A 23,012-nucleotide genomic window follows, 5' to 3' on the forward strand; every position below is an offset into this window, starting at 1 on the left:
GGCTCCGTTCGAATAACTGTATGCCGGATAAACTGTATATGGCATATATTCTGATTAGAGCGTACACAGTTTGAAGCGGGGCGCAAGGACTGCGGGGAACGCGGTGGTATAGGAAGGGGAGACGCCAGGGCAGGCCGCTGTCCGGACCGGCAGCCACCGAGGACCTGGTCTCGGAAACCGACGGAAGGAACCCAGATCGATGCCGAGCACAGCGGACAACGGACCGGCCACGGCCGCCCCCGCAGGGACAGCGGCCGCGGCGGGCACCGAACGCCCGCTACCGAAATCGATCGAACTCATGTGGGGTCTCGCGCCGGCGGGAACCCGCGGACCCCGGCGCGGACTGAGCCTGGAACAGATCGTGGACGCCGCGATCGAACTCGCCGACGAGGAGGGGTTCGCCGCGCTGTCGATGAACAAGGTCGCCGAACGCCTCGGTTTCACCGCGATGTCGCTGTATCGCTATGTCGACAGCAAGTCCACCCTGGTGGAGATCGCGCTGGACCGGGTGCTGGGAATGCCGCCGGAAACCCCGTCCGGCGCCCCGTGGCGGGCGGTACTACACGAGTGGGCGTGGGCGGAGTACCGCGTGATCGCCAAGCACGCGGGCTGGCTCAGTGTGCGAATGACCGCACCTCCGCTGGGGCCCAACAACATGGCTTGGCTGGAAGCGGGCCTGTCTGCACTCGGGCAGACCCGCGTGCCGGAACCCATCAAAATGCAGCTGGTGGTGAACCTGACACTGTTCGTGATCGGACGGGTCCGCCTTATTGCCGAAATCGACCCCGCCAACCCGGAATCCGACGGCGATTGGGACATCCTCGAACGCGTGATCGACCCTGAACGTTTCCCCGCCGTCACGGCGGCGATGCGAGCCCAGGCATTCGAGCAGGAGGATGGAAGCTGGGAGGACTTGTTCTTCGAACAGAGTCTGGGGTTGCTGCTCGACGGCTACGAGCGCCTGATCGAGTCCTACGACTGATCGCCCGGTCCCGGCCCGGGCGACCACCGATACTGCCGGGCCCCGTGATTACACGGAGAGGTCGCGGCGCAGTTTGGCGACGTGACCCGTGGCACGCACGTTGTACTGGGCCACTTCGATTCTGCCTTCGGCATCGACGAGGAAGGTCGACCGGATGACGCCGGTCACCTTCTTGCCGTACATGGTTTTCTCACCGAACGCGCCCCATTCGGTGAGGACCTTGCGTTCGGGATCGGACAGCAGCGGGAAGTTGAGCTGCTCGGCATCCCGGAACTTGGCGAGTTTGGCCGGTTTATCTGGTGAGACCCCGATCACCGCCAGGCCTGCTTCGTTCAGTTCACCCAGGTTGTCCCGGAAATCGCATGCCTGCTTGGTGCAGCCGGGGGTGCTCGCCGCGGGGTAGAAGTACACCACGACCTTGCGGCCGCGGTAGTCGGCCAGCGAAACCTCGTTGCCGTCGGCGTCGGCGAGGGTGAAATCGGGTGCCGGATCGCCCGGGGAGAGTCGATGGTTGTCGGTCACACTCGCACCGTAACCGAACCCTACGACTCACGGAGCCGGACTCGGCGGGCTCCCGCGGTCATGGCGCACGGAAACGTCGGCAGTCGGGCGGACGGTGCAGTGGCGGACGGCGACCTGCCGCGCCGGGGTCGAGCGAACAGCGGCCGCGGTGACCCCGGATACACTCGTGCCCGAACCCTGGCGCGCCGCGGTGACAACCGCGACCCAGGGGTGATCATCGGCCGCCGGTGGACGCGGCAGACCAGGTACAGGAGGCGTGAAGGTGGCAAAGGATACCGAGCGGATCGAGCAGGAGATCGAGGCCGCGCGGGAGCGGCTGGCCGGCACCCTGGACGAGATCGCGGTGCGGGCCGATCCGCAGCGGATCGCCGAGGGCACCAAACAGCTGGCGCTGGCCAAAATGAACGAGCCCAAGGTGAAGTACAGCCTGATCGGTGCGGGCGTGCTGCTCGCAGGTGCGGTGCTGTTCAAGATCCTGCGCTGAACACCGCAGACGACAACGCCCGGTGACGGACAACTCCGTCACCGGGCGTTTGTGCGCAGTGAGAACGAATCAGACGGTGGGGCAAGCGAACCCGTCGCCGTCCGGATCCAGGTGCGGGCCGAACCCGGGCTCACCGCGGAAGATCGGCGCCCGACCCGCGGCGCGCGCTTCGTCACAGTTCTTGAAGGCGCCACCGGCGGAACCGGTCTGCGCCAGCTGCGCCGAACCGGTGGCGCCGAGAACCGCGTCGGCGGCCGAGGAACCGGTACCGGCCAGGGACGGCAGCGGAATCTGGATCTGAGCGCTGGCGGCGGGAGCGGCCAGAAGAGTCAGCCCCGCGGCGGCGGCGCTGACATAGAGCTGGCGTACGTTCATGAATTCCTCTATGTCTGCTGGGGGGTGAATCATGCGTCCGAACGGAGAACGCGCGGCTACCACTGTTGTGAGGCCCGCCTCGATTGTCAACTCGTATGGCCTGGATAAGACAAGGAGAAATCGCGGCCGCGGCTGGGTACTCCCCGGTTGCCGCGACGAGGTGCGCCGCGGTCGCGAAGCCCGTCCGAACAGCGGCGGAATTCGCCGGAGACCACACATTGTGATAGGGATGCATGCTATGTCCGAGGCTCGTTCTTCGCTGCTGTCAATCGATCCCCACAGGGCCCGGCGGAGAAGCCGATAGGTCGGAGAGAGCAAGTTGTTGCGAATCAAAGACCGTGACGCAGCGGAGCCAACTCCGGCAGCGCAGCCCGGCACCCCCGCACGTCCGGCCGATTACCGGCTCGACCTCGACGGTCTCCGCGGTATCGCGATCGCCCTGGTAGTCGCCTTCCACGTCTGGTACGGCAAGGTTTCCGGCGGCGTCGATATCTTCCTGGTGCTGTCCGGGTTCTTCTTCACCGGAATGTTGCTGCGGCGGGTGGAACGCACCGGACAGGTGGATGCGCGGCAGGTCGCGACGCGTACGGCACGGCGGCTGCTGCCCGCCCTCATGGTCGTGCTCGCCGTGGTGGCCGTCGTCACCGTTGCCACCAAGCCGTACTCGATCTGGGGCGATATGTCGGGCCAGACGATGGCCTCGGCCCTCTACTACCAGAACTGGTACCTCGCGCAGGCCGCGGAGAGTTATCTGGCCGCCGATCCCTCGGTGAGCCCGCTGCAGCATCTGTGGTCGATGGCGGTCCAGGGGCAGTTCTATGTGGCCATCGTCGTGCTGCTGGGGCTGGTCGCGTGGGTGTGCCGCCGCTTCGGGTCGCCGGGCGCCGTGCGGCCCGCGATCGTGGCGCTGTCGGTGCTGCTGGGTGCCGCCTCGTTCGTCTACGCCACTGTTTGGATGACGGTCTCGCAGGAGTGGACCTATTACGACAGCGCCGCCCGCGCCTGGGAATTGCTGACCGGTGCCCTGCTGGCCGCCGCGTTACCGTGGCTGCGGCTCGGTGCCGGCCGGATCGGACGGTGGCTGGCGGCCCTGCTCGCGGTCGGCGGCCTCGTCGCCGTACTGGTATGCGGCCTGCTGTTCGACGGCGCCCGCCAGTTCCCGGGACCGGCCGCATTGTTCCCGGTCGGCGCCGCGGTCGCGTTGATCATTGCCGGGATCCGCACGGAGAGCGGGCGGCAACCGATCGTCAGCCGGTTGCTCGCGACCCGGCCGATGGTCGAACTCGGCGCCATCGCGTATTCGCTGTATCTGTGGCACTGGCCACTGCTCATCTACTACCTGGTGCAGACCGGGAAACCGCATGCGGGGCTGGACGGCGGGCTGCTGGTCATCGGTGTCTCGCTGATTCTCGCCGTGCTCACCAACAAGTTCATCGAGGAACCGCTACGGGTGCGCTCCGGCGCAACTGTGACGGCCCCGGTCTGGCGGCGTCGCGTTCCGGGTGTCGCGGTGAGCCTGGTCGGGGTACTGGTCCTGGGCGCCTGCGTTACCTGGCAGGTGGTGGTCGCGCGGACGCCTTCCCAGCCGGTCGAGGCGCTGCCGGTGAACGAATATCCGGGTGCCGAGGCATTGTTCGCCGGTGCCGAGGTGCCGGTGGCGAAGCTGCGGCCCTCGATTCTGGAGGCCTCCAACGACCTTCCGGCCCCCACTCGCGACGGCTGTATCTCCGACTGGTTCAACAAAGAAGTGACGACCTGCACCTACGGGGATCCCAACGGTTCACGCACCATCGCCATGGTCGGTAATTCCCATGCCGAGCACTGGATGCCCGCCATGGACGCACTGGCCAAGGTCCACGACATCAAAGTCGTCGTGTACCTGAAGATGGGCTGTTCACTCAATATCCGCGACGACGCCCAGTATCGGGGCCTGGATATCTCCGATTGCCGCGACTGGTCCCGTGCGGTGGTCGACATTCTGGCCGCCGATCCGCCGGACTGGGTGTTCACCACCGCGACGGCCCCGATCTGGCCCAGCGGTGGTGACGCGGTACCCGCCGAATACCTCGATGTGTGGGCGGCGCTGGCCGAACGCAATCTGAACGTGCTGGCCATCCGTGACACGCCCTGGCTGCGCAGCCCGACCGGTGTGCGCTACAGCGCCGTGGACTGCCTGGCCGCGGGTGGGGACAGCGCGACCTGCGGTATGCCGCGTACGGCGGCGCTGGCGCCGGTGAATCCCGCACTGATCCACGCGGCGGCTTTTCCGAATATGCGCCTGCTGGATCTCACCGATTCGGTATGCGGCCCGGAGATCTGCCGGGTGGTCGAAGGCAATGTGCTGGTGTACCACGACGAGCACCACCTCAGCGCCAGCTATGCGCGCACCCTCGCCCCGGAACTGGAACGGCAGATAGGTATCGCCACCGGCTGGTGGTGAGCAACAGGCAAGCCCCCGATAAGCCCCTCACCACGGGGTGATCGGGGGCTTGACCCACAGCAGCTTCTCGTCACGGTGCGGGCGTCGCGCCGCCGGGTGATCGGGATTACGTTCGGCCCAGGCGGCTTTCTCGTCCAGGAGCCCGGCCACCGACCGCCAGGTTTCCGCGGTGCTGGGCGGATTGACCCCCGCCGCGCGCGCCAGCTTGCGCCGCACCGCGTCGGGCAGATCGAGTAGTTCGGAACCGGTAATCTCCCGGTCCCACAGATATCCGGCCAGCTGCCGCGCTTTGGCGGCCCGGCCGGCCTCCGCGGCCGGGGAATGCGCGTAATCGGCCATACACAAGTGTAAGTGGGCCCCGAACAGCACGGCGCGGTGCCGTGTTTTCACACGACACCGCGCACCCACGCCATTGTGGGGTTCCCCCTGGCCACACTCGCGGACAGTGGTACGCGCCGTTGCGTCCACGATGAGCCCACACAGATGACCAAGCTGTAGTTGTCCCTGCCCGCGACCGCCCCGTCGTCACCAACCAACGGGGTCCCGCGTTCAACGGGCCCCTCCCCGAGCCCAGCGCAACCAACGGCGGCGCCGAGTTCAGCGAGGCCCTGAGAGGTTTCGGCCCGTCCCTGCTGTCAGTGCTCGATGCGATGCGGCGCAGCCGCGAGTGTCGAGTGCTGACAGCAGGGACCAAGGGGGCCGAAACCCGCGCCGCCGGAGGTGGCGCCATTGAACACAGCGGGCCGAAACCCGCGCCGACGGAGTCGGCGCCAAATTAATAAGCGCTGTTGACGTTGTCCATCGAGCCGTACTTGTGGGCGGCGTAGTTGCAGGCCGCCACGATGTTCGAGACCGGGTTCCAGACGTCGAACGGGGTGCCGGGTACGTGGTACGCGGCGAAGGTGGGGTCGATCACCTGGAGCAGGCCCTTGGAGGGGATGCCCGCGATGGCGTTCGAGTCCCAGAGGTTGATGGCGCCCGGGTTACCCGAGGATTCGCGCAGGATGTTGCGCTGGATGCCTTCGTAGCTGCCCGGGATGCCGTTCGCGTTCATGATGTCCAGGGCCTGGCGGATCCAGCCGTCGAGGTTGTTGGGGTAGACCGGGGCGGGTGCCGGTGCCGGTGCGGGGGCGGGTGCCGGGGCCGGCGCGGGCGCCGGGGCGGGTGCGGGGGCCGGGGCCGGTGCGGCGGCGGCAACAGGCTCCACCTGCGGTGCGGGGGCCGCTGCGGCGGCTTCGGTCACTGCCGGTTTCTGCTCGGCGACCATCGCGACCTTGGTGGGCGCGCTGTTGTCGGCCATGGAGACCGCGGAGGAGGCGGTGACGGCGACGACGCCGGCGGTGGCGAGTACAAAGCCCATCGCTTCGCGTTTGGTGCGACGGCGCAGGCTGGAGAAACGGTGGTTGTACATGAGCGGATTCGGTCCTTGATCGGTCGGGATCCGGCCCGGTTCGGGCAGCACGGATCTTCGGCGGCGACCGGTGGGTCGCGACCGGAAAACATGACTGTGCTGTTGTCGGGTTTTGTTGTGTGACACCGAACACAGGCCGGTTCGGGTCCGGAAGGCGCATCCGCGGTGCCGGGTGGTTTCCCGGGCCGCCGCGCCGGCGGATCTCCACCTCCCGGTGGAGTAGAGTGGTTCGGGTTCGGCCGTCGCCATACCGTGTTCGGTATTCATCTACGGCGCTGTGCCGGGCTGGTCCGGCCGGTTGTTTCCAACCCGGCGTTCACAATCTCGCGGAGCAGTCGAACCTCAGGTCGTTTCCGACCGGATCTCAGAATGGTCACGGCAGGTGAACAGCAGGTGAACGGAGCCTGAGAAAAAATTGAGCCCGATCTTGAACGGTGAAATGAACGCGTTCCGGTATCGCCCCGACCTGGGGGAATATCTTTAAACCTCCTGTGGTGCACGACACAAAACTTTTGCCGGTACACCCTCGATTCAGCTTCTCGTGACGGTCTCGTGATGGAAGAACCGCAGGATCCGCTCGGGTGCCGAACCGGTATCCGGGCAGGTGAAGCGGCCGTTCGTCGCTCAGGTGGCTGCCGGGGGTGGTATCGCCGCATACGCAATGGTGTGATGAGGTCCGGCAGGCCCCGCGCCCGCGCCGGGGCCCGGACGGATATCGGAAAGAGAGCCCGCGATGGACTCGACGACGAGTTACCCGCAGTTGTTCAGCCCGCTCCAGCTGGGCGGCGCCACACTGCGGAACAGGGTGGTCATGGGATCGATGCATACCGGCCTGGAGGACCGGGCATGGGATGTGAACCGCCTGGCCGCCTACTTCGCCGAACGCGCCCGCGGCGGGGTCGGACTGATCATCACCGGCGGCTACGCCCCGAATCGCACCGGATGGCTGCTGCCGTTCGGCGCGAAGCTGACCAGCCGCACCGAGGCCTATCGGCACCGCGCCATCACCCGCGCCGTCCACGACGCCGGCGCGAAGATCGCACTGCAGATCCTGCACGCGGGCCGCTACGCCTATGTGCCGGGCAGTGTCTCCGCCTCCTCGATCAAGGCCCCGATCAACCCGTTCCGCCCGCGCGCCCTCTCGGATCGCGGGGTCCGGCGCACCATCGACGATTATGTGCGCTGCGCCGAACTGGCTCGCTTCGCCGGCTACGACGGCGTCGAAATCATGGGCGGTGAGGGCTATTTCATCAACCAGTTCCTCGCACCGCGGACCAACCACCGCACCGACCGCTGGGGCGGGTCGGCGGAGAATCGTCGCCGGCTGGCCGTGGAGATCGTGCGCCGGACCCGTGCCGCCCTCGGCCCGGATTTCCTGATCATCTTCCGGTTGTCGATGGCCGAACTTGTCGAGAACGGCCAGAGTTTCACCGAAATAGTCGAGCTGGCAAGGGAACTCGAGGCCGCCGGGGTCAGTGTGTTCAACACCGATATCGGCTGGCACGAGGCGCGTGTGCCGACCATCGTCACCTCGGTGCCGCGGGCGGCGTTCGTCGAATTCACCGCCAAGATCACCGCGGCGGTGGATATCCCGGTGTGTGCGTCGAACCGGATCAATATGCCGGAAATCGCCGAGGAGATCCTCACCCGCGGCGATGCCCAGCTGATCTCCATGGCCCGGCCGTTGCTGGCCGATCCGGAATGGGCGAACAAGGCGGCCGCCGGCCGGGGCGACGAGATCAATACCTGTATCGCCTGTAACCAGGCCTGCCTCGATCACGCTTTCCAGCGCAAGACGGTGTCCTGTCTGCTCAACCCGCGGGCTGGTCACGAAACCGAACTGGTGCTGGCGCCCACCCGGCGCGCGAAACATATCGCGGTGGTGGGTGCCGGGCCGGCGGGTCTGTCCGCCGCGGTCAACCTGGCCGAGCGTGGGCACCGGGTCGAGTTGTTCGAAGCACTGGACCGGATCGGGGGACAGTTCGATATCGCCCGGCGTATCCCCGGCAAAGAGGAATTCGACGAATCCATTCGCTATTTCACCCGGAGACTGGAGGTGACCGGGGTGCAGGTGCACCTGAACACGCAGGTCACCGCCGCCGCACTGCGCACCGGCGGGTACGACGAGGTGATCCTGGCCACGGGGGTACGGCCCCGGGTTCCCGATATCCCGGGAATCGACCATCCGATGGTCCTGTCCTACGCGGAACTGGTTCGTGAACAGAAACCCGTCGGGGCGCGGGTCGCCGTGATCGGCGCGGGCGGAATCGGATTCGATGTGAGCGAATACCTCACCGTGGAAGGCCATCCCACGCTGAAACCGGACGAATGGAAACAGGAGTGGGGGGTCGACGCCGACGACGAGCAGTTGCGCGGTCAATTACGTGCCGCGCGGCCGGGTCCGGCGGCACGCGAGGTCGTTCTGCTGCAGCGTAAGGACACACCGTTCGGCAAAGGGCTCGGTAAGACCACGGGCTGGGTGCACCGGGCGGCGCTGAAAGCCAAGGGAGTGCAGCAGATCGGCGGGGTCAACTACGAGCGGATCGACGACGACGGCGTGCATATCAGCTTCGGGCCGCAGCGAGTGCGGCCCCAGGTGATCCGCGTCGACAATGTGATCGTCTGCGCGGGTCAGGAATCGGTACGCGACCTCGAATCCGAACTCGCCGCCGCCGGGATCACCGTGCACGTGATCGGCGGGGCGCAGCTGGCCGCTGAGCTGGATGCCAAACGCGCCATCGACCAGGGCACGCGGCTGGCCGCCGTACTGTAGGTGTGTCCCGCGGGTCGCCGCCGAACCGGATCGCGAAATTGCCTTTTCCCGAAACGGGCTGCGCGGTAAGGTCTCGTCCTTGTGTCCGGACGAGGTGGGGTGAGAGTGCTCGCGGCCGTGGCCGATCTCCCGGGATATGCGACCGTCTACTGGCGTCTGCTCGTGGCCGGGTTCCGGCGGCAGTGGCACTACAAACTGGCGATGTTCGCCGGACTGTTCACCAATTCGGTCTTCGGATTCGTGCGCGCCTCGGTGATGGTCGCGGCCGTCGGCGCCACGGGTGGGTTCGCCGGATACGACGCCGGTAGCATCGGCGCCTACGTCTGGATCTCGCAGGGGCTGCTCGGCGCCCTGCAGTTCTTGTCCGCGGAACACGAACTCGGCGAGCGGATCCGCTCCGGGGATATCGTCGTCGATTTCCTGCGGCCCGTCGATGTCCAGCTGAGTAATCTCGCCACCGATCTCGGACGCGGTATCTGCGCCCTGATACCGCGCCTGGTGCCGAGCCTGCTCATCGGTTCGCTCACCTTCGGGCTGGTGTTGCCCGGTACGCCGGCGTCCTACTTACTCGGTGCGCTCAGCCTCCTGCTGGGTATCGCGATTTCCTGCCTTGCCCTGTTCGCCCTGACCACGGCGGGTTTCTGGGTGGTGGAAACCCGCGGTATCCGAACCCTCTACCAAACCTGCGGGCCCTTTCTCGCGGGCCTGTTCGTTCCGGTGCACGTCTTCCCGGACTGGTTGCAGACATTCGCGAACGCGACGCCGTTCCCTTCCATGCTGCAGGTGCCGGTGGATGTGCTGTCCGGACGAGTTATCGGCTGGGCCGCGGTGCAGGTGGTCGGAACGCAGATCTTCTGGCTGTTGGCAGTGGGTGCGCTGGGACGCGTACTACTGGCGGCGGGGCGGCAGAAGCTGGAGGTCCAAGGTGGTTGAGACCGCATTGCCGGCCACGCCACGGCCCGGTCCTACCGGTTCTCGCTGGGCGCCGTACGCCGCTGTACTGAATTCGCGGATCCGGGCGCAGCGTTCGTACCGGCTGTCCTTCGCCGGCGAAATCCTGGCGGCGACGCTACTGGGTCTCGTGGAATTCGCCGAGGTATGGCTGATCTTCCGGCAGGCAAAGGTGCTCGGTGGCCTGGATATGGATGCCGCGCTCCTGCTGTTCGGCCTGAGTAATCTCGCGTTCGCCGCGGCCCAGCTCGTCTGCGGTCACCTGGACAAGCTGCCCGCGCTGATCCGGCTCGGGATGCTCGATATCTATCATCTGCGCCCGCAACCGGTCTTGTTACAGCTGATCACCAGCGATTTCTCGCTGCGCCGGCTGGCGCGGGGCGGTGTCGCCCTGGTCGTCCTGGCAGCCGGGTTGGTGCGCAACGATATCGAATGGTCCATGGGTACGGTGGTGCTGCTCGTGCTGACCGTCGTCAGTGGCGCACTGCTGTTCGCGGGCCTGTTCGTGGTGGCCGCGGGCTGCCAGTTCTTCCTCATCGACGGCGCGGAGCTGACCAACAGCTTCACCTACGGCGGATCCTTCGCGGCGACCCAGCCCGCCTCGGTGTTCCCCACTCCACTGCGCATCCTGTTCTGCGTCGCGATACCGGTCGCGTTCACCGCCTACTTCCCGACGCTGGCCGTGCTGGGGCTACCGGGACCGGCCGGACTACCGGCCTGGCTCGCCTGGTGCGTACCGCTGGCGGCGGGCTGGGCATGGCTGCTGGCGGCGGTGATGTGGCGACTGGGCACCCGGCACTATCAGAGCGGCGGTGGATGAGATGGGAGATCGGTGATGGCCGGGGCGGATTCGATCATCGACGTCGAGGATCTGACGCGGGAGTTCGTCCGGTACCGGCGCGACGGTACATGGCGGCGGCCCAGGCGCGAGGTCGTCACGGCGGTGGACGCTATGAGCTTCCGGGTCGAACGGGGCGCGGCGGTCGGGTATATCGGCGCCAACGGGGCCGGAAAATCGACCACCATCAAGATGCTCGCAGGCATCCTCGTGCCCACTGCCGGCACGGTGCGCACCTGCGGGCTGGAACCGATCCGGCGGCGCCGGGAACTGGCCGGCCGGATCGGTGTGGTGTTCGGGCAGCGCTCGCAGCTGTGGTGGGACCTGCCGTTGCGCGAATCGTTCACGATCCTGGCCGCCATCCACCGCTTGGATCCCATGGCCGGCCGGGCGCGTACCGCCGAATTGGTCGACCAACTGGAAATGGGGGAAACCCTCGATACCCCTGTCCGGCAGTTGTCGCTGGGGCAGCGGATGCGCGCCGAGGTCGCGGCGGCGCTGCTGCACTCTCCGGAGCTGATCGTTCTCGACGAGCCGACCATCGGCCTGGATGTCCTGTCCAAGCAGCGGCTACGCGAATTCCTGCGGGCCGAACGGCTGGAACGTGGCACCACACTGCTGCTCACCACGCACGATATGGGGGATATCGAACGACTCTGCGATCGCGTACTGGTGGTCGACCACGGCCGGCTCGCCTACAACGGATCGCTACCCGGCCTGGGCGCGATGGTGGGTGCGCAGCGGGTCCTGACCGTTGACCTCACGATGCCCGCGCCGCCGCTCGGCGACCTGCCCGGGGTGCAGTTACTCGGCTGCGAAGCCGGCGGAATGCGGCAGCGGCTCGCCTTCGACGCCGACACCACCACCGCCGCCCAGCTACTGGCCGAGGTGTCGGCCCGCGCCGAGGTCCGCGATCTGTCCATCGAAGAACCCGATATCGAGGACATCGTGCGGCGGCTGTACGAAACCGCTCGCTGAAATGCCCGAGGCGCCGGTCCCGGGGGACCGGCGCCTCGACTGCGGTACGTGTCTGTGAGACGGCTCTGCGGGTCGGACTTCGCTACCGACTAGCGTGCCCGAGCTCTCACATCTCGGCGTTGCCGGCCTTCCATTCCGGCCACGGGATGTTCCAGTCACCCAGGCCGTCGACTCCGGACAGGGTGCCGCCCACCGTGTTCTTCACGATCGCGAGATCACCGCGTTTGGCATTGTTGAACACCCATTGAGCATCGGCCGGACTCAGGTTCAGACAGCCGTGGCTGGTGTTCGTATTACCCTGAGCGCCCAGCGACCACGGCGCCGAATGGAAGAAGATCCCGCTGTAGGACATCCGGGTGGCCCACTCCACATCGGTGCGGTAGCCGTCGGGCGAGTTCACCGCGACCCCGTAGGTGGAGGAGTCCATCACCATCTGCGCGTGCTTATCCGCGATGATGTAGATGCCGTTGTCGGTCGGGGTGTCGTCCTTGCCCATCGATGTCGGCATGGTGCGGATGACCTGGCCGTTGCGCTCCACCGTCACCATCTTGGTGTTGTCGTCGGCGGTGAAGATCACCGCATCACCCACCACGAAATGAGAGTGGATATCGTTCTGGCCGTACAGGCCGTTGCCGAGATCCTTGCCGTAGACGTTCACATCGATGTTCACCCGGGTGCCGGGTGCCCAGAAATGTTCGGGCCGCCACCGGACCTCGCGGTTGTTCACCCAGTAGAAGGCGCCCTCCACCGGCGGTTCGGTCTTGATGGTGATGGCATCCTGCGCGGCCTTGCGGTCGGGGATGTTCTCGTCGAACTGGATCGCCACGGGCTGCCCGATACCGACGACCTCGCCCTCACCCGGGGTCAGGTACGGCTTGGTGACATTGCCCGGGGCCGTGGTGGTGAAGCTCATACCCGCGGTGGCTTCGCCACCGAGGCCGATGGACCTGGCCTGCAGACGGTAGGTCTTGCTGTAGCCCAAAGCCTCGGTGGTCGCCCAGCTGCGGCCGTCCTCCGAAAGCTTTCCGGCCACCGGCTGGTTCTCCGGGTTGAGCAGAGTCACCTCGGTGAACAGACCGTCGGTGATCTCGAACTTCATCGGGTCCGCCGGGGAAACGCCGATATCGCCGTCCTTGACGGGTGCGACCAGCTTGGGCTTGATGAGTTCGGTGATGGGGTTACGGTCGATGGCTACCGTGCCCTCCGACGCCTCCGACGAGGAACACCCGGTCAACACCATCGCCAGCAAGGCGACGAGGACCATCGGTCCGAAAACCCAACCGATCGGCCTGCGCCGACCACCTATACGCATATCAACCCCGTTTCAAGTCCCGGCACACCCGCTACGCGCCGATGGCTTCGGATCCGACCGATTACCTGCTCACCTCGACCCACCGCAGCGGCGGGATCGGTCGAGACCACGCCCAACATTCTGCCAGCCGTGCCGAAGTGATCCCAACCGTCGAGTATCGCTTCCGGCTCCGGTGGCCCACCTACACATAGGGTTCGGCCTGCCGTTTGTTACGGCGTCGTCCGGCTCACGCCGGGCCGACTCGGTATCGATTTCACTTCTGCGGCCCGGGCCTGTTAATGTCTGTCCCGCACCGCACGACGGGGCACGCGCCATTAGCTCAATTGGCAGAGCAGCTGACTCTTAATCAGCGGGTTCGGGGTTCGAGTCCCTGATGGCGCACCATCACCGCAGTTTCCGGACCTCGAGTTCGACCTTCCCCAGTATTCGGGCAAAGTCCCAGCTCCCGCCGTATGTGCCGACTGCCGGCCGAATTCCGTCGATCTTCTTGCGAGCGGCCCTGCGCCCTCTCACCGGTGTCCCGGACGTACGTCTCGCGATCAGCCAAATCCACCACCGCCTCACCGCTGTTCGTCGTCGACAAACGTGCGTACCGATACAACGCCGGTGTGGAATCCGCCACAAGGACACCGCGCCGGGCGTAACTGATTTGCATCACCTTCGATCCCGGAAGGTGGCCGGACGTTCGCCACTCGGAGCCCGGGTCCGGTTCGCCGGTATCCATTACTGTGCTCAGCATGAGTGAGCCCGGCCCGGTGACGGTAGCGGAGCGTGACCACGCCGGTTCCCGGCTCGTATGCCCGGCAGGGGCGGTATGAGCACCGTGGAGGCCCCGGTAGGGCGGGCAAGGGTCGTCGCATGGGGGCTGTGGGACTGGGGATCGGCCGCCTTCAATGCCGTGATCGCCACGTTCGTTTTCGCCGTCTATCTCACCGACAGCGTGGGCGATGATCTGCCTGGCGATATCTCGGCCAGCGCATGGCTGGGCTGGGCCCTCGGGTTCGCCGGCCTGTTGGTCGCACTGACCGCACCGGTCATCGGGCAGCGTTTCGACGCGACCGCGAATCGCAAACGTTCACTGGCGATCATGACCGCGGTCGTGGTCGGCCTGATGGCCGCCATGTCCTTGGTTCGTGACGAATATCACTACCTGTGGCTGGGTCTGGTGCTGCTGGCGCTGGGCCATGTTTTCTTCGAGCTTTCGACCGTGCCCTACAACGCTATGCTGCGCCAGGTGTCCACGCCGGACACCGTCGGCCGGGTTTCCGGTTTCGGCTGGGCAATGGGGTACTTCGGTGGCATCGTCCTACTGCTGATCTGCTACTTCGGGTTCATCTCCGGCGACGGCGGCGAACGCGGCCTGCTGGGTATCGGCACCGATGATGGGCTGAACATCCGGCTGGTGGTGGTCGTGGCGGCGGTCTGGTTCGCGGTATTCGCGCTGCCGGTGTTCTTCGCGGTCCCGGAGGTGCCCCGCATCGGCGCCGACCCGGGGGCCGCCACGGCGGGATTCCTCGGCTCGTACCGGGTGCTGTGGCGCGACCTGCGCGAACTCTGGGCTCTGGACCGCCGGGTGATCTGGTTCCTGCTCGCCAGCGCGGTTTTCCGGGACGGGCTGGCCGGTGTGTTCGCCTTCGGGGCGGTGCTGGCCGTGCAGGTGTACGGGATCAGCGATTCCGATGTGCTGCTGTTCGGTATCGGCGCGAACGTCGTCGCCGCCCTGGGGGCGATCGTGGCCGGCCGGTTCGACGATTCGGTCGGGCCGAAACGGGTGATCGTGGTCTCCCTGGCCGGCACGGTGGTGTGCGGTATCGCGCTGCTGCTGGTCTCCGGTGCCGCCATGTTCTGGATCTTCGGCCTGGCGCTGACCTTGTTCGTCGGCCCCGCGCAGGCTTCCGCGCGTTCGTTCCTGACCCGGCTGACACCGCCGGGGCGGGAAGGTCAGCTGTTCGGGCTCTACACCACCACGGGCCGGGCGGCCTCGTTCCTGTCGCCGACCCTGTTCGGCCTGTTCGTCTGGGCTTTCGACGCGGACCGGGCGGGTATCGCCGGGTTGCTGGTGGTGCTCGGTGCCGGGCTGGTCGCGGTGCTGCTGGTTGCGGCACCCGAGCGGGAGCGCACTGCGCCCGCAGCGACCGGGTAGGGCCTCGCGGTCAGGGTTTCCAGACGCCCATACCGAGGGCGATGAGCCGGACCTGCGCGATCGTCCGCTCGATGATCGGCTGTTGTTCGCGCGGCGCGGCGGATACGTAGTCGGCGATACCGTCGGTCACGGTCGCGACCAGCAGGTCGGCCGCGACCTCCAGATCGTCCGGGGACCAGGAATCCAAGGCCGGCACCCGGGACAGATCGGCCACGAGTTCGCGCACGATCAGTTGTAGTTCGAGTGCGATCGCCGTACGCAGGGGTGCGCTGCCGCCGCGCTGCTCCCGGATCAGGAAACCGAACAGTGCCCGTTTGGCGGCGACCTCGCCGAAGACGAAGCGCACGGTTTCCGACAGCCGCGCATCCGGTGTCCGGCGCAGCTGCCGCAGCGCCAGCCGCAGGGCCTGCACGCCTTCGTCGACGAGGGTGGCGCCGAGGTCTTCGAGCGAGGCGAAATGCCGGTAGAACGCGGTCGGCACGATACCGGCCGAGCGGGCGATCTCGCGCAGGCTCAACGCGCCGAAACCGCGCTCGGCGGCGAGCGCGAGAGTGCCGTCGAGCAGGGCCTGCCGGGTGCGCTCCTTGCGCTCGACACGGCTCGCTCCCTGATCGGTCATTTCAGTGAGCATACAGCCGTTCACCATTCGATCTTCTCCATCTTGTCGTCCGCGTCACACCGATTCCTGGTTGACAGTTCGGTCGGGGTATCCGGCACACTAGTTGAGTGTACATTCGTGCACCGAAACCGATCGAAGTTTCGTGACGCGACCGACAGACAGGGACGGAGAACTCCGATGGCCCTCCTCGACCTGGTACAGACCCTGACCACCCCGCACCCGGTGGACCGGTACCTGGAACTGGTGCGCCCGACGCTCACCGTCCGCGATATGCGGGCCCGGATCGTCGACGTCGACCGGTCGGTACCGGGCACGCTGTCGCTGAGCCTGCGCCCGACCCGGCAATGGGGCGGCCTGCTGGCCGGCCAGTTCGTGCAGCTGGGGGTGGTGATCGACGGTGTGCGGCATACCCGCTGCTATTCGCCGGTGAACTCCCAGCACGATCGGCGCCGCCGGCTCGACCTCACCATCCGGGTGCACCCGCACGGCCTCGTATCCCGCCACCTGCACGAACACGCCCAGCCGGGCATGGTCCTGGACCTCGAACCGGCCTCCGGGGTGTTCCATCTGCCGCCGCAGCGGCCGGACCGAGTGCTGTTGATCAGCGGCGGCAGCGGGGTCACCCCCGTGCTGTCGATGCTGCGCACGCTCGCCGACGAGGACTACTCGGGCGAGGTGGTGTTCCTGCATTACGCGCGGTCGCCGGAGCTGGTACCGCATCGGGGCGAGCTCGCCGCACTCGCTGCCGCCCATCCGAATATCTCCGTGGAACTGCGGTACCCGGAGCGCGACGGTCGCGGATTCGATCACGACGAACTCGTCCGGGTGGCACCGTGGTTCGCCGAGGCGCACACCTTCCTGTGCGGCCCGCCGCCGCTGATGGAAACGGTGCGCGAGATCTTCACCGCCGAAGAGCTCAGTGAACGACTGCACACCGAGGAGTTCGTCGCGACGGCGATCCCGGTGGATACGGCCGAGGTGCACGGGGCCACCACCTTCTCCGCCAGCGGGGTCACCGCCGAGAACGCGGGGGCCTCGCTGCTCGAGCAGGCCGAAGCGGCCGGGCTCAGCCCGGAGTACGGCTGCCGGATGGGGATCTGCTTCTCCTGCACCTCGGTGCGGCGCAGCGGCTGCACCCGCAACCTGCGCACCGGCGACCTGGAAACCGACCCCGACCAGCCGATCCAACTCTGCGTCCAGGCCGCCGTCGGCGACGTGGACATCGAAATCTGATTCCGCGTGCACCCGGAATCCGATATCCGAACCGAAGGGGAGAACAGCATGACCATCCTCACCGAGACCAAGGACGGACCGCTGGTCCTCTCGCCCGATCAAGTCGAGGAAATCGGCCGGACGCTCGACGCGCTGCGCGACCGTCTCGTCGCCGATCTGGGCGAGCGCGACCGCGAATACATCTACAACATCATCAAGGCGCAGCGCGGTTTCGAAATCGCCGGGCGCGGGCTGATGTATCTGGGTTTCCTGCCGCCGTTCTGGCTGGCGGGCGTCGCCGCGCTGAGCGTGTCGAAGATCCTGGACAATATGGAGATCGGCCACAACGTGATGCACGGCCAGTTCGACTGGATGCGTGAGCCGAACCTCAATTCGCGCGTGTTCGAATGGGATACGGTCTGCCCGGCCGACCAGTGGAAGCATTCGCACAACTACATGCACCACACGTACACCAATATCCACGGGCGCGACCGGGATATCGGCTACGGCGTGCTGCGGATCGACGAGGGTCAGGACTGGCACCCGTACTACCTGGGCAATCCGTTGTACGCGTTCCTGCTGATGGTGTTCTTCGAATGGGGCGTGATGCTGCACGACCTCGAGGCCGACAACATCGTCAAGGGCAAACGCACCTGGGCGGAACTCAAACCGCTGATCAAGGGTCAGTTGCGCAAGTCGGGACGGCAGGTGCTCAAGGACTATGTGGCCTTCCCGCTGCTGTCCGGCCCACTGTTCCTGTCCACTCTCGCCGGCAACGTGACCGCCAACCTGGTGCGCAACCTCTGGGCGTACTCGATCATCTTCTGCGGGCATTTCCCGTCGGGTGTGCAGAGTTTCACCGAGGAGGAGACCGCCGAGGAGACCCGCGGGGAATGGTACGTCCGGCAGATGCTCGGCTCGGCCAATATCACCGGCAGCCCGCTGTTCCACATCATGTCCGGCAACCTGTCGCACCAGATCGAGCACCATCTGTTCCCGGATCTGCCGGCCAACCGGTACCCGGAGATCGCGCCGGAGGTGCGGGCACTGTGCGAGAAATTCGGCCTGCCCTACAACAGTGGGCCGCTCGGTAAGCAGATCGGTTCGGTCTGGGCCAAGATCTTCCAGCTGGCCCTGCCGCCGCAGGTCCAGCAGTCCCGGTTCGCCCGCTTCCTGCCCGCTGTACTGCGGAAACGCGAAGAGCCCGGTGTTATCGTGATGCGTCAGCAGAGTCCAACCGGAGCGGGCGTGTGATGATCGGCAAATTCGAGGCCAACAAGGATCTGATCCAGGAACTCACCTCCTCGGGCGCGCGCCGGGTGGGCAATATCGCGGGAATCATCACCGGGACCGTCGCCGAGGTGACCCGGGAGATCGGTGAGTGGATCACCGACGCGATCGAGATGAACGAGGCCGCCGCCGCGGCCCGCCGCGATTCGGCCACCGACTCCGGCCGGGACTCCGCCGAGCACATGGAGGATTCCGGTGGTCCGGCTACCTCGGAGACGAAACCCGCGGTGACACCGCCGGCTGCCGATGTGGTGGACGCCGACGTGGTGGATGCCGAGATCGCGGACCCCGACCGTCCCGGTAAGCACTTCTGATCAGGACCGGAAACCGCCCGGTGGGATAATTCACACCGGGCGGTTACCCATGAGCTAACCTCTGGTCTCGTGCCCGCCTATGTGTCCTCCCCGGAGCTGACCTTCGGATTCCTGTTCGCGCTGGAGGATCCCGAGCGGATCGCCGAGGTGGTGCGGGGCCTCATGGAACGGAAGACGGTATCGGTCTTCCGGCTCGCGCGGTTGTCCGACGACGCCGGGCCCCCGGAACGCTACGTGGTGAACTGGGCCGCGATCCCGCAGATATCCATCACCACCGACGCACCCGACGCCGATGCCCTGCGCGCCGAGCGAGTGATGCTGGTCAACGCATTCCTGGGGGAGGGCGGCGAGGTCCGGCTGTACTCGGCCGAAGGGCGAACCCCGGAGTAACACGGGCGGTGCCTATGTGTCACCGACGCATGAGAGGCAGTGCGGCGGGTATGTGCCGGGAAGTGGCGCCGGTCGCATTCCGTACGGAATCCGGTGGGCTTCCCGTGACTGTTGGTGCATCGCCGTTACCGAACTGTAGCCTTGTCTCGGGGTTTCGATAACGTAGGCGATGGCAAGGAGTTGGACCTGTGGAGAACGTATTACGGCTGCTGATCGTGCTAGGGGGCACGCTGGCCGTGACGATCGCGATCGGCTGGGCCATCGACCGCGGGCTACGGTACTGGTCCGCCCGCCATCCGAAGACCCCGATTCCCGGCCTGCTGCGCCGGGTGCAACTGCCGCTACAACTGTTCCTCGGATTCGCCGCGCTGCGGATGACCTACCCCTTGGCGGACCTGAACCTGCGGCAGGACACGGTGATCCTCAGTGTTCTGGCCACGATGGTCACCATGTCGGCGGTATGGCTGGTGGTGCGAATCGCCGACGCCGTCGCCGACGGCCTGCTCAATACCTATTCGCGCCGCGCGCGCGATCCCCGCCGGGTACGCCAGCTCAACACCCAGTTCACCCTGATCCGGCGGATCGCCAGCACGGTCCTGGCCGTCGCCACCGCCGCGATCGCCATGCTGGTGCTGTTTCCGGAACTGCGGGTTCTGGGTACCTCGCTGCTGGCCTCGGCCGGCATCATCGGCATCATCGCCGGTGTGGCCGCCCAGTCCACGCTGAGCAATCTGATGGCGGGGTTGCAGATCGCCTTCGGCGATTCGGTGAAAATCGGCGATACGGTCGTGGTCGAGGGCGAGATGGGCACCGTCGAGGAGATCACGCTGTCCTTCCTGACCGTGCGGATCTGGGACGACCGCCGGCTCACCATGCCGGTCTCGTATTTCAACAGCAAACCGTACGAGAACTGGTCCAAGGGCGGGAACGAGATGACCGGCACGGTCTATCTGCACCTGGATCACAGCACGCCGGTGGCCGAACTGCGCGCGCATCTCTACGAATATCTGAGCGATCACCCGGATTGGGACGGTCGCAGCTGGAACCTGCTGGTCACCGACAGCACGCCGACCGGTATCGAGGTCCGGGCATCGATGACGGCCCGCGATCCCGACGCCGTATGGTCGCTGCGCTGCGCCGTACGCGAGGAATTGATCGGCTGGCTCAACGAGAACTACCCCGGCGCGCTGCCCCGGCTGGCGGCACTGGACGGGCTCGACGCGCCGGCCCGGTAGCGAGCGAATCCCGCGGACGCTTCGCGGACTCCTTCACGAGTTGATCTCGATGGCGTGTCTTTGTGTCGCGTTCATCGCGAAACGGTGTGTTGTACCTCACAATTGAGGTACGGCCGCGCTGAAATCCGGCCGGCCGGGCCAGCACTCTCGAAGGAGCCCGATCGCTATGTCTGCTCCCGCCGGTTATCCGGTCCGTATCCGCGGCGACCTCGATCCCGCGCTGTCGCGCTGGATGTGGATCGTCAAATGGATCCTCGCCATACCGCACTACATAGTTCTGTTCTTCCTACATATCGGTTATGCCGTCGTCACGGTGATCGCGTTCTTCGCGATCCTGTTCACCGGCCGGTATCCGCGAGCGCTGTTCGACTACAGCGTCGGTGTGATCCGCTGGTCGTGGCGGGTGAGTTTCTACGCCTGGACCCCGGCCGGAACGGACAAGTATCCGCCGTTCGCCCTGTCTGCCGACGACAACTATCCCGCGGACCTGGACGTCGACTATCCGCCGACTCTGCATCGCGGCCTGGTGCTGGTGAAGTGGTGGCTGCTGGCCATCCCGCACTACCTGATCATCGGCGCGATGACCGGCGCGGCCTGGGTGGTGGCCGACGATGCAGACGTTATGGCCAGTGCGGCCGGTCTTCCGCTGATCGGCGTGCTGACCCTGGTCGCGCTCGTCGGCCTGCTCTTCGTCGCCCGGTACTCCCAGGGACTGTTCGACTTCGTGATGGGTGTCAATCGGTGGATGCTGCGGGTGCAGATCTACACCTCACTCCTGCGCGACGAGTATCCGCCGTTCCGGTTGGATCAGGGCGCCCGTGACCAGGTGCCGCCGGCGGTCGATACGACCAAACCCGCGGTCTGACCGGACTCACCGGAAAAGAAAAAAGCCCGAGGGCCATGGGCCCTCGGGCTTTCAGGGTGAGTGACGGGACTCGAACCCGCGACAGCCAGGATCACAACCTGGTGCTCTACCAACTGAACTACACTCACCATTGCCGGTTTTGCACCGGCGGCCTAGATACTAGCGCGTTCACCCCGCTGTTAGCCAATCGGTTTCCGGAGTGGCGGTGACCTGGGCCTATATCGACTCCTCGGCCGCGGCCGCGATCTCCTCCGCCGACCGTGCGCTGACCTCTGCGGCAATGGCGGTGATCTCTGCCGTCGACGGTCCCGGCGCGGGGACGAACACCGTGCGGCGGTAGTACTCGAGTTCCCGGAGTGATTCCCGGATATCGGCCAGCGCGCGATGGGTCAGGCCCTTCTCCGGCTGGCCGAAGTAGATCCGCGGATACCAGCGCCGGCACAGTTCCTTGATGGAGCTCACATCGATCATCCGATAATGCAGGTGCTGGTCGAGCAGCGGCATATCCCGGGCGAGGAAGCCGCGGTCGGTGGCGATGGAATTACCGGCCAGCGGGACCACGCCCGCGGTAGGGGCGTACTGCTTGATGTAGTCGAGCACCTGCTGTTCGGCCTCGGCGAGGGTCACGCTGGATTTGCGGACCTCCTCGGTGAGACCGGAGCGGGCGTGCATATCGGCAACCACCTGCGGCATGGCGGCCAGCGCCGCGTCGTCGGCGTGGATCACGATATCCACACCGTCACCGAGGACGTTCAGTTCGCTATCGGTTACGAGGGCGGCCACCTCGATGAGCTTGTCGTTGACCAGGTCGAGACCGGTCATCTCACAATCCATCCACACCACTAATTTGTCGGACACTCGTCCTACCCTAATCAGCCCGGCTGTCCGTGCGGTGCAATCGTGGTGGTCACGATCTGTGAACGACTTCGGGCGGGTGGGTTCGTCACCCGCCGAGCTTTTTGTAGAAGGCGCCCGCGACGGGAGCGGTGAACGCACGCGGACCGTAGTTGCCGGCGGTGCTCATTCCTTTGCCGATCAGCCCTGGAACCACCCGGGTTTTGTTGCGGGCGAGCCCGTCGATCGAAATCCGTGCGGTGTACTCGGAAGAAACCCAGAGAAAATCCGGGACCATCCGGTCCACGAGCGAAGCGTCGGCGGGGTCGGGGGTTTCGGTACGGACCGGTCCGGGGGCCAGGAGTGTGATATGCACCCCGGTGTCTTTCAGCTCCCCGCGCAGGGATTCGGTGAAGGTGTTCGCGAATGCCTTGCTCGCCGCGTAGGTGGCGTTGTTCGGGATGGGCATATTACCGGCGGCCGAACCGCTGACCAGGATGCCGCCGGCGCGCCGGGCCAGCATGGTGGGCAGCACCGCCAGCGTCAGATCCTGCACGGCGACCGCGTTCAGCTCGAGCTGGGCGCGCTCGTAATCCGGATCCAGGCCGGTGATCGGTCCGAAGGTCGCGATACCGGCGTTGTTGCACAGAATCGAGATGACGCGCTCGGACAGTTCCGCACTCAGCGGTGCGCGCTGCGCTCGGTCGGCCAGATCGACGGCGCGGACCTCCGCGGTGATGCCGTGCGTCCGGGTGAGACGATCGGCGAGTTCGCCGAGCAGTTCCTCCCGGCGTGCCACCAGGATGAGTGAGTAGCCGCGCCGGGCGAGTTCGGTCGCCAGTGCGGTCCCGATCCCGGAGGAGGCTCCGGTCACAACGGCACGGCTGTCGGCGGTAGGCGAAGGCAAACCCATTCGGACACCCTAGGACAAATGCGCGGGCGTGGGCCTCGGCGGGTTTTCCCAGCTGCGTCCGGGTGGACAGTGTGATTCTGCATTCTCGGGCTTTCATTGCCGCGCCGACACAACGGAAGCGCGAATTCATC

The 23,012-nt window shown here is 66.3% G+C and carries 22 protein-coding genes and 2 tRNA genes; 15 read left to right on the forward strand and 9 right to left on the reverse strand.

What is annotated here, in order from left to right; translation table 11 throughout:
- The first annotated feature begins 199 nt into the window (after window positions 1-199).
- Window positions 200-982, forward strand: a complete 783-nt coding sequence (locus ACFWPH_RS22215) for a TetR/AcrR family transcriptional regulator (RefSeq protein ID WP_378753908.1) — start codon at window positions 200-202, stop codon at window positions 980-982.
- 48 nt (window positions 983-1,030) lie between these two features.
- Here ACFWPH_RS22215 and bcp read toward each other — a convergent pair whose 3' ends face one another.
- A complete protein-coding gene (bcp, locus tag ACFWPH_RS22220) occupies window positions 1,031-1,504 on the reverse strand; it encodes a thioredoxin-dependent thiol peroxidase (RefSeq protein ID WP_378753909.1) in 474 nt (157 codons plus the stop codon).
- Window positions 1,505-1,766: 262 nt separating this feature from the next.
- On the opposite strand from bcp, the gene ACFWPH_RS22225 reads away from it, so the two are divergent.
- Window positions 1,767-1,988: a DUF3618 domain-containing protein gene (locus ACFWPH_RS22225; RefSeq protein ID WP_280418776.1), complete on the forward strand. Its 222-nt coding sequence runs from the start codon at window positions 1,767-1,769 to the stop codon at window positions 1,986-1,988.
- 69 nt (window positions 1,989-2,057) lie between these two features.
- Here the strand turns inward: ACFWPH_RS22225 and ACFWPH_RS22230 are convergent, their stop codons facing one another.
- Entirely contained in the window at window positions 2,058-2,363 is a 306-nt protein-coding gene (locus ACFWPH_RS22230) for an excalibur calcium-binding domain-containing protein (protein ID WP_280418775.1), read from the reverse strand.
- 319 nt (window positions 2,364-2,682) lie between these two features.
- Between ACFWPH_RS22230 and ACFWPH_RS22235 the strand changes: the two genes are divergently transcribed.
- Window positions 2,683-4,803 (forward strand): acyltransferase family protein, encoded by a 2,121-nt coding sequence (locus ACFWPH_RS22235; RefSeq protein WP_378753910.1) that lies wholly within the window; start codon window positions 2,683-2,685, stop codon window positions 4,801-4,803.
- A gap of 27 nt (window positions 4,804-4,830) precedes the next feature.
- Here ACFWPH_RS22235 and ACFWPH_RS22240 read toward each other — a convergent pair whose 3' ends face one another.
- Both ACFWPH_RS22240 and ACFWPH_RS22245 read right to left on the reverse strand, forming a co-directional pair.
- Window positions 4,831-5,142, reverse strand: a complete 312-nt coding sequence (locus tag ACFWPH_RS22240; protein WP_378753912.1) for a hypothetical protein — start codon at window positions 5,140-5,142, stop codon at window positions 4,831-4,833.
- A gap of 436 nt (window positions 5,143-5,578) precedes the next feature.
- Window positions 5,579-6,214 (reverse strand): transglycosylase SLT domain-containing protein, encoded by a 636-nt coding sequence (locus ACFWPH_RS22245; RefSeq protein ID WP_378753914.1) that lies wholly within the window; start codon window positions 6,212-6,214, stop codon window positions 5,579-5,581.
- Between the two features lie 733 nt (window positions 6,215-6,947).
- Here ACFWPH_RS22245 and ACFWPH_RS22250 point away from each other — a divergent pair.
- The 4 genes from ACFWPH_RS22250 (at window position 6,948) to ACFWPH_RS22265 (ending at window position 11,754) form a co-directional block, all read left to right on the forward strand.
- Window positions 6,948-8,987 carry an FAD-dependent oxidoreductase gene (locus ACFWPH_RS22250; RefSeq protein ID WP_378753916.1) on the forward strand — a complete coding sequence of 680 codons (2,040 nt, stop codon included), beginning with the start codon at window positions 6,948-6,950 and terminating at the stop codon, window positions 8,985-8,987.
- Between the two features lie 99 nt (window positions 8,988-9,086).
- Window positions 9,087-9,920, forward strand: coding sequence for an ABC transporter permease (locus ACFWPH_RS22255; RefSeq protein ID WP_378753918.1), 834 nt, complete (start codon window positions 9,087-9,089; stop codon window positions 9,918-9,920).
- Complete coding sequence (locus ACFWPH_RS22260) at window positions 9,913-10,758, forward strand: ABC transporter permease (protein ID WP_378753920.1); 846 nt, start codon at window positions 9,913-9,915, stop codon at window positions 10,756-10,758. Before ACFWPH_RS22255 ends, ACFWPH_RS22260 begins: the two co-directional genes overlap by 8 nt.
- A gap of 15 nt (window positions 10,759-10,773) precedes the next feature.
- Entirely contained in the window at window positions 10,774-11,754 is a 981-nt protein-coding gene (locus ACFWPH_RS22265; RefSeq protein WP_378753922.1) for an ATP-binding cassette domain-containing protein, read from the forward strand.
- A gap of 106 nt (window positions 11,755-11,860) precedes the next feature.
- On the opposite strand, the gene ACFWPH_RS22270 is transcribed toward ACFWPH_RS22265, so the two are convergent.
- On the reverse strand, window positions 11,861-13,018 hold the full coding sequence (locus tag ACFWPH_RS22270; RefSeq protein WP_378753924.1) for an Ig-like domain-containing protein: 1,158 nt from the start codon (window positions 13,016-13,018) through the stop codon (window positions 11,861-11,863).
- Between the two features lie 356 nt (window positions 13,019-13,374).
- On the opposite strand from ACFWPH_RS22270, the gene ACFWPH_RS22275 reads away from it, so the two are divergent.
- Window positions 13,375-13,450: transfer RNA gene (locus ACFWPH_RS22275), tRNA-Lys, on the forward strand.
- 430 nt (window positions 13,451-13,880) lie between these two features.
- Window positions 13,881-15,209, forward strand: a complete 1,329-nt coding sequence (locus ACFWPH_RS22280) for an MFS transporter (protein ID WP_378753926.1) — start codon at window positions 13,881-13,883, stop codon at window positions 15,207-15,209.
- Between the two features lie 10 nt (window positions 15,210-15,219).
- Here the strand turns inward: ACFWPH_RS22280 and ACFWPH_RS22285 are convergent, their stop codons facing one another.
- On the reverse strand, window positions 15,220-15,828 hold the full coding sequence (locus tag ACFWPH_RS22285; RefSeq protein ID WP_378753928.1) for a TetR family transcriptional regulator: 609 nt from the start codon (window positions 15,826-15,828) through the stop codon (window positions 15,220-15,222).
- A gap of 177 nt (window positions 15,829-16,005) precedes the next feature.
- Between ACFWPH_RS22285 and ACFWPH_RS22290 the strand changes: the two genes are divergently transcribed.
- The 6 genes from ACFWPH_RS22290 (at window position 16,006) to ACFWPH_RS22315 (ending at window position 21,134) form a co-directional block, all read left to right on the forward strand.
- The gene (locus ACFWPH_RS22290; RefSeq protein ID WP_378753930.1) at window positions 16,006-17,061 is read left to right on the forward strand and encodes a ferredoxin reductase; all 1,056 of its coding nucleotides are present in this window, start codon (window positions 16,006-16,008) and stop codon (window positions 17,059-17,061) included.
- A gap of 48 nt (window positions 17,062-17,109) precedes the next feature.
- On the forward strand, window positions 17,110-18,294 hold the full coding sequence (locus ACFWPH_RS22295; protein WP_378753932.1) for a fatty acid desaturase family protein: 1,185 nt from the start codon (window positions 17,110-17,112) through the stop codon (window positions 18,292-18,294).
- The gene (locus ACFWPH_RS22300; RefSeq protein ID WP_378753936.1) at window positions 18,294-18,644 is read left to right on the forward strand and encodes a hypothetical protein; all 351 of its coding nucleotides are present in this window, start codon (window positions 18,294-18,296) and stop codon (window positions 18,642-18,644) included. The genes ACFWPH_RS22295 and ACFWPH_RS22300 overlap by 1 nt, the downstream gene beginning before the upstream one ends.
- Before the next feature lie 69 nt (window positions 18,645-18,713).
- Complete coding sequence (locus ACFWPH_RS22305; RefSeq protein WP_378753938.1) at window positions 18,714-19,034, forward strand: hypothetical protein; 321 nt, start codon at window positions 18,714-18,716, stop codon at window positions 19,032-19,034.
- 188 nt (window positions 19,035-19,222) lie between these two features.
- Window positions 19,223-20,269 carry a mechanosensitive ion channel family protein gene (locus tag ACFWPH_RS22310; protein WP_378753940.1) on the forward strand — a complete coding sequence of 349 codons (1,047 nt, stop codon included), beginning with the start codon at window positions 19,223-19,225 and terminating at the stop codon, window positions 20,267-20,269.
- A 166-nt stretch (window positions 20,270-20,435) separates the two neighbouring features.
- Complete coding sequence (locus ACFWPH_RS22315) at window positions 20,436-21,134, forward strand: DUF4389 domain-containing protein (protein ID WP_378753942.1); 699 nt, start codon at window positions 20,436-20,438, stop codon at window positions 21,132-21,134.
- A 55-nt stretch (window positions 21,135-21,189) separates the two neighbouring features.
- Here the strand turns inward: ACFWPH_RS22315 and ACFWPH_RS22320 are convergent.
- The 3 genes from ACFWPH_RS22320 to cmrA all read right to left on the reverse strand — a co-directional run bounded on the left by ACFWPH_RS22320 (window position 21,190) and on the right by cmrA (window position 22,881).
- A tRNA-His gene (locus tag ACFWPH_RS22320) sits at window positions 21,190-21,262 on the reverse strand.
- A gap of 88 nt (window positions 21,263-21,350) precedes the next feature.
- The gene (orn, locus tag ACFWPH_RS22325) at window positions 21,351-21,992 is read right to left on the reverse strand and encodes an oligoribonuclease (protein ID WP_280417939.1); all 642 of its coding nucleotides are present in this window, start codon (window positions 21,990-21,992) and stop codon (window positions 21,351-21,353) included.
- Window positions 21,993-22,077: 85 nt separating this feature from the next.
- Window positions 22,078-22,881, reverse strand: a complete 804-nt coding sequence (cmrA, locus tag ACFWPH_RS22330) for a mycolate reductase (protein WP_378753944.1) — start codon at window positions 22,879-22,881, stop codon at window positions 22,078-22,080.
- Between the last annotated feature and the right edge of the window lie 131 nt (window positions 22,882-23,012).

It is taken from the genome of Nocardia sp. NPDC058499, assembly GCF_042719915.1.
GTDB lineage: Bacteria > Actinomycetota > Actinomycetes > Mycobacteriales > Mycobacteriaceae > Nocardia.

Bases quoted from the DNA above. Each gene is read 5' to 3' on its own strand.
- ACFWPH_RS22215 (WP_378753908.1), top strand. From the start codon at position 200: ATGCCGAGCACAGCGGACAACGGACCGGCCACGGCCGCCCCCGCAGGG.
- ACFWPH_RS22230 (WP_280418775.1), bottom strand. From the start codon at position 2,363: ATGAACGTACGCCAGCTCTATGTCAGCGCCGCCGCCGCGGGGCTGACT.
- ACFWPH_RS22240 (WP_378753912.1), bottom strand. From the start codon at position 5,142: ATGGCCGATTACGCGCATTCCCCGGCCGCGGAGGCCGGCCGGGCCGCC.
- ACFWPH_RS22245 (WP_378753914.1), bottom strand. From the start codon at position 6,214: ATGTACAACCACCGTTTCTCCAGCCTGCGCCGTCGCACCAAACGCGAA.
- ACFWPH_RS22250 (WP_378753916.1), top strand. From the start codon at position 6,948: ATGGACTCGACGACGAGTTACCCGCAGTTGTTCAGCCCGCTCCAGCTG.
- ACFWPH_RS22265 (WP_378753922.1), top strand. From the start codon at position 10,774: ATGGCCGGGGCGGATTCGATCATCGACGTCGAGGATCTGACGCGGGAG.
- ACFWPH_RS22270 (WP_378753924.1), bottom strand. From the start codon at position 13,018: ATGGTCCTCGTCGCCTTGCTGGCGATGGTGTTGACCGGGTGTTCCTCG.
- ACFWPH_RS22280 (WP_378753926.1), top strand. From the start codon at position 13,881: ATGAGCACCGTGGAGGCCCCGGTAGGGCGGGCAAGGGTCGTCGCATGG.
- ACFWPH_RS22285 (WP_378753928.1), bottom strand. From the start codon at position 15,828: ATGACCGATCAGGGAGCGAGCCGTGTCGAGCGCAAGGAGCGCACCCGG.
- ACFWPH_RS22290 (WP_378753930.1), top strand. From the start codon at position 16,006: ATGGCCCTCCTCGACCTGGTACAGACCCTGACCACCCCGCACCCGGTG.
- ACFWPH_RS22295 (WP_378753932.1), top strand. From the start codon at position 17,110: ATGACCATCCTCACCGAGACCAAGGACGGACCGCTGGTCCTCTCGCCC.
- ACFWPH_RS22300 (WP_378753936.1), top strand. From the start codon at position 18,294: ATGATCGGCAAATTCGAGGCCAACAAGGATCTGATCCAGGAACTCACC.
- ACFWPH_RS22315 (WP_378753942.1), top strand. From the start codon at position 20,436: ATGTCTGCTCCCGCCGGTTATCCGGTCCGTATCCGCGGCGACCTCGAT.
- cmrA (WP_378753944.1), bottom strand. From the start codon at position 22,881: ATGGGTTTGCCTTCGCCTACCGCCGACAGCCGTGCCGTTGTGACCGGA.